We start from the raw sequence: 14632 nt of genomic DNA on the forward strand, positions 1-14632 counted from the left end.
GGCAAAGCGGTATAACACTGTCATGCTATACCGCTATCCCAAATCTGAAGGTATCCTTATGGAACCTACAAAATCAAGCTTCTCCAGGGTAAACGTACACTATTCCTATGTCTTTTTAATCACCTTCCATAACTCTTCATCTTATGACCTTTTCTCCTGCTGATTCAGACTCATATCATTGTAAGCTGTCATATTCAAACTTTCCATATATTTATCTACAACAAGCGCATTGGTCAGAGAACCCGTTACATTAAGCATTGTTCTTGGCATATCGATAATTGGGTCGATAGCCAGAATCGGACTTACCATTGCAAACTGTGCACCCATACCCACGCCAGACAGGCCTACGGAAGCCGCCATAGTTGCAGTACCTGGAATACCTGCGATACCTAATGAACCGATGGTTACAACGAAGATTGTCATTACAATCATGGTAATATCGACTGGAGTTCCAGTTACGTTACATACATAGATAATCAACAGAGATGGAAAGATACCTGCACACCCTTGCATACCTGCAGTCGTGCCGAAACCAGCCACAAAGCTTGCCGTCCCTTGGTTTACCCCCAGTTTCTTAGTCAGAGTTTCAATCGTCATTGGAAGGCAGCCAACGCTAGAACGAGAGGTAAATGCCATTAACATTGTTGCGTAAGATTTCTTTACGTAAGTCATAGGATTCAAACCATTCACTGCCAGCAGGATTAGTTGGATCGTAAACTGCACGGCTGCTGCAACGTAAAGTGCGATGATGAATTTACCAACCTCAAGGATAGAGGACAGACCTCTTTGAGCGATGGTATTTGCCAATAAAGCAATGACTGCCCATGGCATATAATCAAGAATCAGCAAAGCCATATTAATCATCGCTTTGTGAGCCGCATTAATCAGATGATACAAGGGTTTTGCGGCCTCCTTGCTCTCATAATTTATCCACCAGATTGCCAGACCAAGAAAAGCAGAGAAAATAACAAGACCAATGATGTTGCTGTCTACCATAGCTCCAACAATATTTCCTGGAATTAGGTTCTTAATTGTGGTAGCTACAGGAGTGATTTCTTTTGCTGTTGCAGCACCTCCTTCAACTAAGGTGGCTCCCTTACCAATGCCAAACAGCATGCCAATCACAATGCCAGTTACAGAAGCAACCAAAACCATGCCCATAGTAATGATGATAGGTTTCTGACCTCACCTACATGTATCTGTTTGAAAACACCATGCAGAATGTTAAGACCTACCAGTGCAGCCAGATTTACTACATCTCTTGCCGTGCCAAACAAAGGGGAATAGCAAAGCTCCAATTCTTTTAAATCCTCCAGTGTACCGTTCATAGCAATCAAAGTGGCGATGACATCAATCCGTTTGTCCACATTACCTTTTCCAATGGCCTGAGCGCCCAGGATTCTTCCAGTAGGCACTTCAAATACGAGCTTAAAATGGATAGGAGAACTATTTGGCATTAGTCCTACTTTATCCATTGCAATGGTATAAACAGAATCGCAAGGTATATTATTCGCCTTTGCATTTTTTTCATTTAGCCCCGTGGCTGCTGCATTAAGTTCAAAAATTCTGACTGCACAGGAACCAATCACACCTTTATTAATCCCATGCATACCATACATGGCATCAGCGGCAGCCCTCGCCTGGCGCAAAGCTGGTCCTGCCAGAGGAAGCCTGACTGGCTTGTGTGTTAGGCTCTGGTACACCTCAATGGCATCTCCCACTGCATAAATATGTGGATCGCTGGTACGGAAATCTGGTGTAACCTTGATTGCGCCCGTTTCACCAATTTCCAGTCCGGCCTCTTTCGCAAGCGTAGTCTCAGGCAGTACTCCAATTGCAAGTACTACTACATCAGCCGGCAGTTCCCTCTCAGAGTTTAGGATTACCTTGTCTTCTGTGATAGCCTTTATACCATCTCTTAAAATTAATTCCACGTCATTATCACAGAGTTCCTTATGCAGGATTTGGCTCATATCATAATCAAAAGGATTCATAACCTGACCGGCTGCTTCTACTACAGAAACATTCTTTCCAGCCTTTTTAAGGTTCTCTGCCACTTCAAGACCAATAAAGCCTCCGCCAACTACAACCACATCGCAGCTGTTCTCCCGGTTTAAATATCGATCTAGTTTAACAATATCGCTTACATTACGTACAGTGAATACGTGTGGAAGAGATACTCCTTTAATCAGCTTAGGGCAAATAGGGGCGGAACCAGGTGACAGAACCAATTCATCATAAGCCTCTTCATATTTCTGACCCGTGATTCGATTGTTCACCTGAATCTTTCTGCGGACACGGTCTATACCGCACACCTCATTGTTGATTCGCACATCGATATTGTAAGAAGTCTTAAAGTCTTCCGGTGTCATCAGTGTGAGATTATCTTTATCCTCCACAGTTCTACTCAAATAGTAGGGAAGGGCACAGTTGGAGAAGGATACATGCTCTCCTTTCTCAAATATGGTTATGCACGCATCTGCATCCAGACGCCTAACTCTGGCTGCCACAGAGGCGCCGCCAGCAACTCCCCCTACAACCAGCACACGTTTTCCCATGTTTTCACTTCCTTTACAATTCAATTATACTGTTGTTATTTCTATCAGATACGAAAATGGTAATCATAGTGCTTTGATGTTTGTAACGATACTCTCCACAGCAGTCCTGATATTTTTTGTATCTGTTGCAAGGTTAATACGTATAAAACCATGTCCTGTAAAGCTGAACCATTCCCCCACATCACAAGCCAGACGGCATTTATTCTGGATAAAGCTTGCTGTTTCTTTTTCAGGCACATAGCTGCGCAAATCAAGCCATGAAAGGTAAGTTCCCTCAAGAGGTGTCACCACAACATCAGGAAGCTCCTTGGCAAATTCCAGCTTCATATAGTTATAATTATGACAAATCAGTGATTTTACGTTTTCAAACCACTCTTCGCCATTACGAAATGCGGCTTCCATACCTGTAACTCCCAACAAGTTAACTTCCGGAGAGCCTATACTCTTTATATAGGCATCATAGGTTTCCATCAGCTTCCTGTCGTAAATAATCACATGAGAGTGAATTAAACCGGCTAAGTTGAAAGTTTTAGATCCGGAATTTAGGATAATCAGCATATCCCTATATTTTCCGCCCTTAACAATAGCTGAAGATATGAAAGGAATTTCTCCATATGTAAAATCCTGGTGAATCTCATCTGATACTACCAGCACTCCATGTCTGTGGCAGATATCTAACATAGCATTCAGTTCTTCTTCTGACCATACGCGGCACACAGGGTTATGCGGTGAACACAGTATGAACATCTCTACATTGTTATCTGATATTTCTTTTTCGAACTTGTCAAGATTGAGGCTGTAATGGCCCTTGTTATTATCCAGGTCACATGTTACCAGCTTTCTTCCGGTGTTAAGTATTGCATCATAGAATGGATAATATACAGGAGGGCAGATTATTATGGATGCATTTTCCTTAGTATATGCTCTTATTGCAGTATACAGTGAGCCTACCACGCCTGTGGCAAACCGTACATTTTCTTTGACCAAATCTATACCATGATGTTTCTTTTGCCATGCAAAAAATGCATCATAATAGGAATCTTCTACTTTACCATAGCCAAACACACCGTGTTCCACACGCTTTGTCAGTGCTTCACGGACTGCTGCCGGCGATTGAATCTCCATATCAGCGACCCATAACGGAAGCAAATCAGCATCTCCGAAGATTTCCTGCAGTGAGTCCCACTTTAAAGTGCCGGTGCCCCTTCGCTCAACACAATTTTCTCTACAGAACTTTTCAAAGTCCATCCAGATACCACCTTTCTGACACATATAATATAGTTTCGAAACTGAACAATATTATATTATATATTGTGCCTATTGTCAATATATCAAGTTATATAAGTTGATAATTCGCTGTTTTACACATAGAAAACCTAGTTTTGATTTAATATTGTTTTGTTAATTAACTATTTTAAGAGAATGGCTTGCATTGGACACCGTAAAATATCGTACAGGACGTTCTGATGCTTTTTCGCTCCTGTTTGGAACGGCAATAGGATGGTCTATCTTTCTGTCCCTCTCGGATACCGTATGTGGCAAAAAGAGTATCCAAGCTAAAGCTTGCGGCATCTATGGTACGCCAGGTGATGCCTGCCTTTTCTTCCATGAAAAATGTGATTATCCTCTGAGACAGCTGGTATACAGAGAAAGGTCTGCTCTCCATTGTGGATGAATATCCCAATCTGGATGTGAGCTGCAATGCAAGATTTGACTCTGTCATGTATGATCTTGCCCCTGAGCCAACAGGGAAAAGAGGAAGACCGGCAAAACATGGAAAACGTCTTTCACCAGAGGTCGATTTTACACTTTCCAACGAGAAGATTGGTAGTTATTACTTGGGACACGCAGAGCTGTTTCAAATGCTTTGAAACGGCTTAATCAGCAGCGGTTCAATTATTAATAAAAGTTGTAAAGTGGTGTTGTTTTAAAATCTTGCAACATAATTTTAAATATGATATTATTGATAATGTCTTAAATGTATGAATATGTAAGAATAAAAGGAGTTTATATGACCCACTTTACAGACATTGACAATGCATACCGCAAGATAACCGCTAGGGCCAATATGCTGTATGAGTTTGTAATTTTATATCACAATTATATCTATGGAAAACACACCTATGAGGCTGAAAATTGCAATATGATGCAAATACACACTCTTACCTTTATTGATGATTGTCCCGGTATTACAGCTACCCAGTTATCTAAAATTTGGCACAAAAGCAAGAGTGCCATATCACAGACCATCAAAAAGCTAATCGAATCCGGATATGTAGAAAAGCGTTATATGGAAAACAATGAAAAAACGGCCCGTTTATATGTGACCGAAAAAGGAAAACGGCTTTCCAGTGTTCACAAAGCATATGATATTGCAGATATTACACAAACTACAGCCTATCTTATCGAACAATGCAGCGAGGCTGATTTAGAGGCCTTTTATCGAATCGTTGAACAATACACCAAACTTCTCAAAGAGGAACTGTAACCTGGATTTGGAGTCCCCGCCCCTGTTTATTAGCACTCAACAAAAATGAGTGCTAATTTTTTATTGACATTTTATTCGTCTCGTACTAAAATGTAGTTTGTGAGTTAACATTGCAAAACATGAAGAACTAATTATTATATAAGAAAGAGGCGGATGAAAGATGGCAAAGAAAGGCAGTTTATCAATTACAAGCGAGAATATTTTCCCGGTAATCAAGAAATGGCTGTACTCTGACCATGACATTTTCTACAGGGAGCTGATCAGCAACGGCAGCGATGCCATTACCAAGCTTAAGAAGCTGGAACTCATGGGCGAGTATGAAAGACCGGAGGATTTGGAGTACAAAATCCAGGTGTCCGTGAACCCAAATGACAAGACCATCAAGATCACAGACAACGGACTTGGCATGACCGAGGATGAGATTGACAAGTACATTAACCAGATTGCATTCTCCGGCGTCCAGGATTTCATGGAGAAGTACAAGGACAAAGCCAATGAGGACCAGATTATCGGTCATTTCGGCCTGGGCTTCTACTCTGCGTTCATGGTTGCCGACAAGGTATCCATTGATTCCCTGTCCTACCAGAAGGATGCCAAGCCGGTCCACTGGGAATCAGAGGGCGGCATTGACTTTGAGATGGAGGAAGGGGATAAGGCTGAGGTGGGTACCACCATCACCTTATATCTGAACGAGGACAGCACCGAGTTCTGCAACGAGTACAGGGCAAGGGAAGTCATTGAGAAGTACTGTGCATTCATGCCTGTGAACATTTTCCTGGACAATGAGACAGCCGAGCCCCAGTATGAGACCATTGAGAAGGACGAGCTCACCGGCAAGGATACAGTGGTCGAGACCGTCATTGAGCCGGCCAAAACCGAGGAAAAGGAAAAAGAAGACGGTACCAAGGAAGTCGTGGAAATCGAGCCTTCCAGGGAAAAATATAAAATCAACAAGCGTCCGGTGGCCTTAAATGACACCAACCCTCTGTGGAACAGGCATCCCAATGAGTGCAGCGAGGAGGATTATAAGAGCTTCTACCGCAAGGTGTTCAGGGATTACAAGGAGCCTCTGTTCTGGATACACCTGAACATGGATTATCCATTTAATTTGAAGGGCATCCTGTACTTCCCGAAAATCAACATGGAGTACGACAGCCTGGAGGGAACCATCAAGCTGTACAACAGCCAGGTTTTTATTGCGGATAACATTAAGGAAGTAATTCCTGAGTTCCTGATGCTTTTAAAGGGCGTTATCGACTGCCCGGATCTGCCTCTTAACGTATCCAGAAGCGCCCTGCAGAATGATGGCTTCGTGAAGAAGATATCTGATTACATCACGAAGAAGGTAGCAGACAAGCTTTCCGGTATGTGCAAGACAGACAGGGAAAATTATGAGAAATACTGGGACGACATTGCGCCCTTCATCAAGTTCGGCTATATCAAGGATGAGAAGTTTGCTGAGAAGATGGGAGACTTTATCCTGTACAAGAACCTGGAAGGCAAATACCTGACTCTTCAGGACTGTCTGGATGAGAACAAGGAAAAGCATGAGAATACTATTTTCTATGTGACCAATGAAAAGGAACAGAGCCAGTACATCAACATGTTTAAGGAAGAGGGAATCGACGCTGTCATCATGCCCGCTGCCATAGACAGCCCGTTTATCTCACATGTGGAGCAGAAGAAGGAAGGCCTCAAGTTCCTGCGTATTGATACGGACCTTAACGCCGCGTTCAAGGAAGATGTAAAGGAAGACGACGAGGAGTTCAAGAAAACATCTGAGGAGCTGACGGAATGCTTCAAAAAAGCCCTGAACAATGATAAGCTGGACATCAAGGTTGAAAAGATGAAGAATGCGGGCGTGGCTTCCATGATTACCGTGTCCGAGGACACCCGCCGTATGCAGGATATGATGAAGATGTACAGCATGGGCGGCATGGATATGGGTATGTTCGGTGGAACAGGTGAGACACTGGTGCTCAACGCAAACCATCCTCTTGTGCAGTATGTATTGGGACATAAGGATGATGCCAATACATCCAAAATCTGCGAACAGCTGTATGACCTGGCAAGCTTAAGCCACGGCCCTCTGGCTCCGGATCGCATGACGGCATTTGTAAGCCGCAGCAATGAAATCATGATGATTATGGCCGGCGGAAAAACAGAATCCGAAAAAGCGGAATAATACTGCGAAACATATAAAATCGTAACAGGAGCGTTACAAAAGAATAAGAGACTGGTTTCAAGAGGAAACTTTTGAAACCGGTCTCTTTTTGCGTTGCACGGACATTCTAAATCGGTTATACTGGAAATATCTTACTAGTATGAAGAAAGGAGAGGAGTTGTATGAGAGGTAAACGTTTCGTGTCAGCGCTGCTGAGCGCAGTGCTTACAGCCGCAGGCGCAATGACAGCCTGGGCGCTTCCCACGGGGCTCAGTTCCATTGAGGGAAGCACGGTGAGAAGCAGCATGGCCGGATTTGAGGCCACATTTCCAGCCGGTTATGAGGTGGGAAGATATGGAGGAAACCTGGGGTTAGACTATCTGTCCTATATGGAGGAGGACGGGGTGAAGATTGATTTCATCGCCTCTGCCATTGACGAGGAGAATGAGAGCTTCCTTGCCATGACCGGCATTGTGGCAGACCTGGAAGGTGAGAGCCTGGAGGGAATAATGCAGGAGATGCTGCAGCTGCTGGGCCAGGACGCATCCTATGGTTCCTATGTATCCATGGGGACGGCCGGTATAGCAGGGGCTGGTTATTACTCTGTCAAGATCAATTACGGAGCCCTGATGGCACAGTATATGTCTGCCTGGATAGGCAGTTACGACATGACCCCGGAGGCTAGGCAGAAGTATGACGCCTATATGGGTAAGCTGGCCGCCAGCATGTTCCTGGATGTCTACATGAGGGAGATTAGCGGAAACTGCTACATGCTGGTCCAGATCTATTCCGGTGATCAGGCAGGAACGGCGGCCCTGCTCTTGAGTCAGATGCGCCCGTACGCAGGAGGCGGCTGGAACTATACGGAAGCAGGCGGCTGGCAGTATCTCCACGGAGACGGCACCTACGGGACCAACGAATGGGCTCTGGACGAGAACGGCCTTACATACCGTCTGGACGGCAGCGGCCAAATCATGTACAAAGCCTGGATTGAAGAAAACGGAAGATGGAAATACGTGGATGAGTTCGGCCACATGGTGACCAATCTGACCAAGACCATAGACGGCAGCCAATACACCTTTGATGCCCAGGGTTACATGGTAGAGGGAAGCGAGCGGCCGGCCGCGGCCTATGAGACAGGCGCCATATCAGGAAAGACCTACAGCAACCGCTGGGCCAATCTGTTTATGAAGTTCCCTGAGGCGGCAGAACTGATGCTGGGCGACGGAAGCTACTACAGCTATCCCCTGGAGGCCGGCGAGAATATGTACTACTGGTACGACGGCGGAACCGGCTATCTGTTCACCGTAGACTACACCGATTCCACCCAGCAGCTGGACCGTTACCTGGAATGGCTCATCGAATATGCGGGCTACTATGATTACGCCGTTGACAGCACAGGCACAGTAAACATGGGCGGCTATGAATACAAGTATGTAAAGACCTCCGGCCAAAACAGCGACGGCACCACAGAACACGAGGACACCTACTTCCGCCAGATAGACGGCAAGCTCATGGAAATCTCCATCGAATACACCGGCGACCGCCAAGCCACCATAGACCAGATACTATCAGCTATAGAGCAGGTGCACTAGAGTGTGTCTGAAATTTCACACAAATAATCACACCAACACCAGCCACCGGACGGAGAAAACCTCATGGGAGGGAGCGGGTGGGCGGGGAAGGGACGGGCGGGCGGGGGACGGGCATCTACAGGGCCTTAGACCTTCTTGCCCCGCAGCCCGTCCATGCCTCCCCCGCTCACCCGTTCCCACGAACGGACACAACCACCGTCCTCGTCCTCCTCTGCCAAAAAAACTCCCCAAAAAACTCCATAAAACTGGAAACACATAAGCATTGCATTTTACCATCCATACTGTTATAATAAGTAGTAATGAATACTACATGTGAAAACACATGGATAAGAAAAACCGGAGGACATAATTATGACCTATAAGATTATCGGGGATAGTTGTCTCGATTTGACAGAGGATATGAAGAAGGATCCCAGATTTCAGATGATACCGCTGACACTGCAGGTAGGCAGTGCCCAGGTAGTGGATGATGAGACATTTGACCAGAAGCGGTTTATAGAGATGGTAAAGGCGTGCCCGGAGTGCCCAAAGACAGCGTGTCCGTCGCCGGAGACTTTTAAGGCTGCATTTGCGGAAGCGGATGCGGAAGCGGTGTTTGTCATCACCCTGTCCAGCCACCTCAGCGGAAGCTATAATTCAGCGGCAGTGGCAAAGAAGCTGTATGAGGAGGAAATGGCAGAAAAGGGGATGGCGGAACAGGCAAAGAAAGTGGCTGTCATTGACTCACTTTCCGCGTCCTCAGGAGAGCTTAACATCGCCCTCTTTATCCAGAACCTGTGCGATTCAGGACTGGAATTTGATGAGGTGGTGGAGAAAACCCTGGCATACAGGGACGGCATGAATACTTATTTTGTGCTGGAGAGCCTGGATACGCTCCGCAAGAACGGGCGTCTGTCAGGCCTGCAGGCATTTTTCGCCACAGCCCTTAACATCAAGCCTGTCATGGGCGCGGATACAGGAACCATCATCAAGCTGGACCAGGCCAGGGGAATGAACAAGGCGCTTCATAGAATGTGCGACATTGCGGTAAAGGAAGTGGTGGACGCGGCCGGCAAGATTGCGGTTGTCTGCCATGTGAATAACCCTGAACGGGCTGAATACGTAAAGAATGAGCTGGCTAAAAGGGTGGGATTCAAGAAGATTGTGGTTACCAACGCGGCAGGCGTGGCCACTGTATATGCCAATGACGGAGGGATTGTATTGGCAGTCTGATGTCTGTCAGGAGAGGTTTTATGAAGAGAACAGGATGTATTGTGGCAGCAGCCTTATTATTAGGGCTGCTGCTGGCCGGTATTACGGGATATTTTATATGGCACTCAGGACAGGACAAATATGTCAGGGCTGAGATGGCAGGCGCCTCGGAAGGTGTGGGCATTGCCGGCGCAGAGGAGCCGGTCCAGGAGGAAACAGGCGGAGCAGGCGGCGTCGCAAATCCGGACAGCGTTCAAGGAACAGACGGCCCGGATGCAGCGGATGGCGGCCTATCGGATGCTCCAAATGGCGTTAAAGAACAGGACCCTGAAACAGGAACAGAGGATAAGGACCCGCCTCTGCAATTCGTATTTGCGGGTGATATCCTCCTGTCAGACCATGTGCTGAACGCATACCAGAAGGCCGGCAATATAGGGGGAGTGGTGGACAGCGGATTCCGCCAGGTGATTGACGCCAGCGACATTTTCATGGCAAATGAGGAATTTCCATTCAGCAGACGCGGCACGGCTGCTGCGGATAAGCAGTTTACCTTCCGGCTTCCCCCGGAAAAGGTATCCATGTTTCAGGAGCTGGGGATTGATATCGTGACACTGGCAAACAATCATGCCCTGGATTTCGGTACGGATGCCTTGCTGGATACATGCAGCACTCTGGATGATGCCGGAATCCTGCGGGTGGGAGCCGGAGCCAATCTGGAGGAGGCAAAAAAAACGGTATTCATGGAGGCAAAGGGCCGCAAAATCGGCTTCCTGGGCGCTTCCAGAGTCATACCGGAGGACTCCTGGAACGCTACTTCCAAGGGACCGGGCATGCTTACCACTTATGACCCGTCCCAGCTTTTGGAGGAGATCAAAAAGGCCAGGGAAGCCTGCGATTACCTTGTGATATATGTGCACTGGGGGATTGAACGTGACGAACGGCCACAGGAGTATCAGAGAATTCTGGGACAGCAGTATATAGATGCAGGGGCTGACCTTGTGGTAGGGAGCCATCCCCATGTGATGCAGGGGCTGGAATATTACAAGGGAAAGCCCATTGTATACAGCCTTGGTAATTTTGTGTTCGGCAGCAGTATTCCGAAGACGGCCCTTCTGAAGGTGGAATGGGATGGGGAGGACGCGCTGCTTAGGCTGGTGCCCGGCACATCCTCAGGAGGATATACCAGGATGCTGACAGATGAAGGCGAAAAAGCAGGTTTTTATCAGTATATCACATCCATTTCCTACGGCGTGACAGTTGGGGAGGACGGAATTGTGGCGCCGGGGGAGGAAAACGCGGCAGAGCAGGAGGAATCCGGGATATAATATTTTCCCTGCCAGGTATTTCTCTCCTTAAAACGGCGGTGGAGGGTGTTTAACACCAGCCGTTTGCTTCCGCTCCACAGAGGAGCCAGGAGAAGGGATTTTGGACCGTCCCCTGTCAGGCGGTGAATGGTCAGTTCAGGGGGCAGGCATTCCACACAGTCTATAACAAAATCAATGTATTCCTCCATTGTGAATATGGGAAAGGGATTGGCCTGGAAGTAATCTGCCAGACCGGTCCCTTTTAAAATGTGGAGAAGCTGGAGTTTGATTCCGTCTATAGGACATTGGGCCAGATAATTCACGGTTTCCGCCATCATGTCCCTGGTCTCGCCGGGCAGGCCTAATATGACATGGACGATGACGGTCAGGCCGGCTGCCTTAAGGCGTCTGAGGGCGTCCTCAAACACCGGCAGTCCATAGCCCCGGCGGATAAAGGCGGAGGTGGAATCATGGATGGTCTGGAGACCCAGCTCCACCCATACCGGTTTCACGCGGTTTAAATCCTTTAACAGGCCCGCGACCTCAGGCTCCAGACAGTCGGGCCTGGTGCCGATGGACAGGGCGGCTATGGCGGGATGGGAGACTGCTTCCCCAAACAATTGCTTCAGATAGGGCAGGGGAGCGTACGTATTGGTGTAGGACTGGAAATAGGCAATATATGAACCCTGTGAGCCGTCCGGCATCTTCCTCTTTACCTGTGCCATGGCCTGCTCTATCTGCCGGGAGACAGCCGTCTGTCTGGGAGCGGCAAAATCACCGGAGCCGCCTTCGCTGCAGAAGATACAGCCCCCTGTTCCCAGGGTACCGTCCCGGTTTGGACAGGTCATGCCTCCGTCCAGGGACAGCTTATAGATTTTTTGGCCGAACTGCTGCCTCAGCTCATAGTCCAGAGAGTGATAGGGTTTTCCGTTCCATTCCATTGTGAATACCTGCTTTCTTACATGATACTGTTTAAGAGATTATAACAGCAAAGCCTGCCCTATGTCATCCCCATTTAAAAAAAGTATAAAGACAGGAGAATATTGTATTGTTGTTTCTGCCCCGGGTGTGATAAACTGAATTCAGAAGTTTCAGAAAAGATAGGAGAGGTAAATCATGAAGGTAAACGAGACGGTAAAGCTGCTGGAGAGTGACGGCGCCAGGACTCTTATGGCGCAGCTCTACGGGGAAGACGGGGTAGAGGCCAATGTAAAGCGCTATGAGGATTTGCTGGCCGGATATGAGAAGATGTTTGGCGGGGAAGGGGATGTGATGCTGTTCTCCTCGCCGGGCAGGACGGAAATCAGCGGCAATCACACGGACCACAACCACGGCAAGGTGCTGGCAGGCAGCATTAACCTGGACTGTGTGGGCGTGGCCGGAAAGAATGAATCCAACCAGGTACATATTGTCAGCGAGACATATAACCAGGATTTTACCATTGATCTGAACCATCTGGAACCCAGCGAGAAAAAAGCGGGAACCGTGGACCTGGTAAAGGGCCTTCTCCAGGGATTTAAGGATTCCGGCTACAGCGTGGGAGGATTCAACGCATATATCACCAGCAATGTCATAAGCGCAGCCGGGGTCAGCTCGTCTGCCTCCTTTGAGATGCTGCTGTGCTCCATGCTCAACACATTTTTCAATGAAAGCCGCATGAGCACCGTGGCTTATGCCCATATCGGCAAGTTCGCTGAAAATAATTACTGGGACAAGGCGTCCGGCCTGCTGGACCAGATGGCATGTGCCGTGGGCGGTCTTATCACCATTGATTTCATGGAGCCGCTGACACCTGAGGTGGAAAAGATAGACTTTGACTTTGGTTCCCAAGACCACAGCCTGATTATTGTACAGACCGGCAAGGGCCACGCTGACTTAAGCGCGGATTATTCCGCGGTTCCCGCCGAGATGAAAAAGGTGGCCCGGTATTTTGGAAAAGAGGTATTGTCCCAGGTATCCGAGGAACAGGTGATAGATAACCTGGCAGAGGTACGGCAATTTGCCGGGGACCGATCCGTGCTGAGGGCCCTGCATTTCTTTGAGGAGAATAAGAGGGTGGAGGCAGAGGTGCTTGCCCTTAAGGAGAACCGTTTTCAAGATTTCTTAACCAATATAACGGCGTCCGGCAATTCCTCCTGGAAATGGCTTCAGAACTGCTTTACCAACAGCAATTACCAGGAGCAGGGAATCACAGTTACCCTGGCCCTTACGGAGCTGTTTATAGCAGAAAAGCAGAGGGGGGCATGCAGGATTCACGGAGGAGGCTTTGCCGGCGTCATCATGGCAGTGCTGCCCAATGAGCTGGTGGACGAATTCATACACTACATTGAAAAATGTACAGGGGAGGGAAGCGCCTACAGAATGAGCATTCGCCCCCACGGGGCCATCTGTTTCAATGACCTGGTTTAGCTGTGTTCTGTTTTTTCGACATAAAACGCCGTGATTTACGGGGCTGACGCTTACAGTTCCCGCGGATCCTTGTGGTAAGGCGGGGGGATTTGCGGTATAATGATGTCAGAGTGTGTGGGTTTTGGACACGCTCTGGAACAATCAGAATAAGAGGAGGACTGAGCGGGTATGATTGGCGAAAAAACATTGGAACTCCTGAAGCAGATTCTGGCAGACAGCAGTTATACGGTTGCCATCTGCGGTTCCGGGATGATGGAAGAGGGAGGCATTCTGGGACTTAAGCAGGAAGGACGGGCATATGAGATCGAACAGAAATATTCGGAATCACCGGAGGAACTGTTTCATATTTCCTGTCTGTCCAGAAGGCCGGAACGTTTCTATGAATTTTACCGCGAGGAGATACTGAAAAAGATTCCCAACATGACTCCGTCTGTCAGGGCGCTGGCCAGGATGGAGGAAGAGGGCAAGCTTCAGTGTATTGTCACCACCAATATTTTTGATTTGCCGGAACAGGTGGGCTGCAGGAATGTGATTTACCTTCACGGAAGCATTTACAAGAACAGGTGTCCCCACTGCAGCCGCCTGTATTCCATGGAAGAAATCAGGGATTCCAGCCATGTTCCCCGCTGTAAGGACTGCGGGACTATGATACGTCCCGGTACCTCTCTCTACGGGGAGATGGTGGACAGCAGTATCATGAGCCGCACCACGGAGGAGATAGCCAGGGCCGACGTGCTCCTGGTACTGGGAACCAGCCTGCGGTCAGAGGTTTACAGCAACTACATACGATATTTCCAGGGCAGAAAGATGGTCATTATCCACCGGATACCCAGGCCGCTGGATGAGAAGGCCGATATGGTCATATACGACCTTCCGCAGAATGTCCTTCCCCTTCTGGTGGATGGAGAGATATAAGAAGGCCG

The 14632-nt window shown here is 47.8% G+C and carries 12 protein-coding genes; 8 read left to right on the forward strand and 4 right to left on the reverse strand.

Annotated features, from left to right (window positions below):
- Positions 1 to 141: 141 nt before the first annotated feature.
- From LA360_RS00610 to LA360_RS00620, 3 genes are all read right to left on the reverse strand, one after another.
- Complete coding sequence (locus LA360_RS00610; protein ID WP_225537249.1) at positions 142 to 1161, reverse strand: cation:dicarboxylate symporter family transporter; 1020 nt, start codon at positions 1159 to 1161, stop codon at positions 142 to 144.
- Positions 1134 to 2558 carry an FAD-dependent oxidoreductase gene (locus LA360_RS00615; RefSeq protein WP_225537251.1) on the reverse strand — a complete coding sequence of 475 codons (1425 nt, stop codon included), beginning with the start codon at positions 2556 to 2558 and terminating at the stop codon, positions 1134 to 1136. The genes LA360_RS00610 and LA360_RS00615 overlap by 28 nt, the downstream gene beginning before the upstream one ends.
- A 63-nt stretch (positions 2559 to 2621) precedes the next feature.
- Positions 2622 to 3806, reverse strand: a complete 1185-nt coding sequence (locus tag LA360_RS00620; protein ID WP_112481615.1) for a MalY/PatB family protein — start codon at positions 3804 to 3806, stop codon at positions 2622 to 2624.
- A 419-nt stretch (positions 3807 to 4225) separates the two neighbouring features.
- Between LA360_RS00620 and LA360_RS32080 the strand changes: the two genes are divergently transcribed.
- The 6 genes from LA360_RS32080 to LA360_RS00650 all read left to right on the forward strand — a co-directional run bounded on the left by LA360_RS32080 (position 4226) and on the right by LA360_RS00650 (position 11321).
- Positions 4226 to 4429: a hypothetical protein gene (locus LA360_RS32080; RefSeq protein ID WP_330411156.1), complete on the forward strand. Its 204-nt coding sequence runs from the start codon at positions 4226 to 4228 to the stop codon at positions 4427 to 4429.
- A 140-nt stretch (positions 4430 to 4569) separates the two neighbouring features.
- Positions 4570 to 5046 (forward strand): MarR family winged helix-turn-helix transcriptional regulator, encoded by a 477-nt coding sequence (locus LA360_RS00630; RefSeq protein ID WP_002587620.1) that lies wholly within the window; start codon positions 4570 to 4572, stop codon positions 5044 to 5046.
- A gap of 160 nt (positions 5047 to 5206) precedes the next feature.
- Entirely contained in the window at positions 5207 to 7231 is a 2025-nt protein-coding gene (gene htpG, locus LA360_RS00635) for a molecular chaperone HtpG (protein WP_022201590.1), read from the forward strand.
- 161 nt (positions 7232 to 7392) lie between these two features.
- A complete protein-coding gene (locus tag LA360_RS00640) occupies positions 7393 to 8805 on the forward strand; it encodes a PspC-like choline-binding domain-containing protein (RefSeq protein ID WP_057571563.1) in 1413 nt (470 codons plus the stop codon).
- 351 nt (positions 8806 to 9156) lie between these two features.
- Positions 9157 to 10017, forward strand: a complete 861-nt coding sequence (locus tag LA360_RS00645) for a DegV family protein (protein WP_022202785.1) — start codon at positions 9157 to 9159, stop codon at positions 10015 to 10017.
- A gap of 20 nt (positions 10018 to 10037) precedes the next feature.
- The gene (locus LA360_RS00650; RefSeq protein WP_022202784.1) at positions 10038 to 11321 is read left to right on the forward strand and encodes a CapA family protein; all 1284 of its coding nucleotides are present in this window, start codon (positions 10038 to 10040) and stop codon (positions 11319 to 11321) included.
- Here LA360_RS00650 and mnmL read toward each other — a convergent pair.
- On the reverse strand, positions 11240 to 12241 hold the full coding sequence (gene mnmL / locus LA360_RS00655) for a tRNA modification radical SAM protein MnmL/YtqA (protein WP_022202783.1): 1002 nt from the start codon (positions 12239 to 12241) through the stop codon (positions 11240 to 11242). The two genes, LA360_RS00650 and mnmL, sit on opposite strands and share 82 nt — an antisense overlap.
- Positions 12242 to 12416: 175 nt before the next feature.
- Here mnmL and LA360_RS00660 point away from each other — a divergent pair, with 175 nt between their 5' ends.
- Together LA360_RS00660 and LA360_RS00665 are read left to right on the forward strand one after the other, a co-directional pair.
- Positions 12417 to 13709, forward strand: coding sequence for a galactokinase (locus LA360_RS00660; protein ID WP_022202782.1), 1293 nt, complete (start codon positions 12417 to 12419; stop codon positions 13707 to 13709).
- 168 nt (positions 13710 to 13877) lie between these two features.
- Positions 13878 to 14624 (forward strand): SIR2 family NAD-dependent protein deacylase, encoded by a 747-nt coding sequence (locus tag LA360_RS00665; protein ID WP_022202781.1) that lies wholly within the window; start codon positions 13878 to 13880, stop codon positions 14622 to 14624.
- Positions 14625 to 14632: the final 8 nt, after the last annotated feature.

This window comes from Enterocloster clostridioformis, from assembly GCF_020297485.1.
Taxonomy (GTDB): Bacteria; Bacillota; Clostridia; order Lachnospirales; family Lachnospiraceae; genus Enterocloster; species Enterocloster clostridioformis.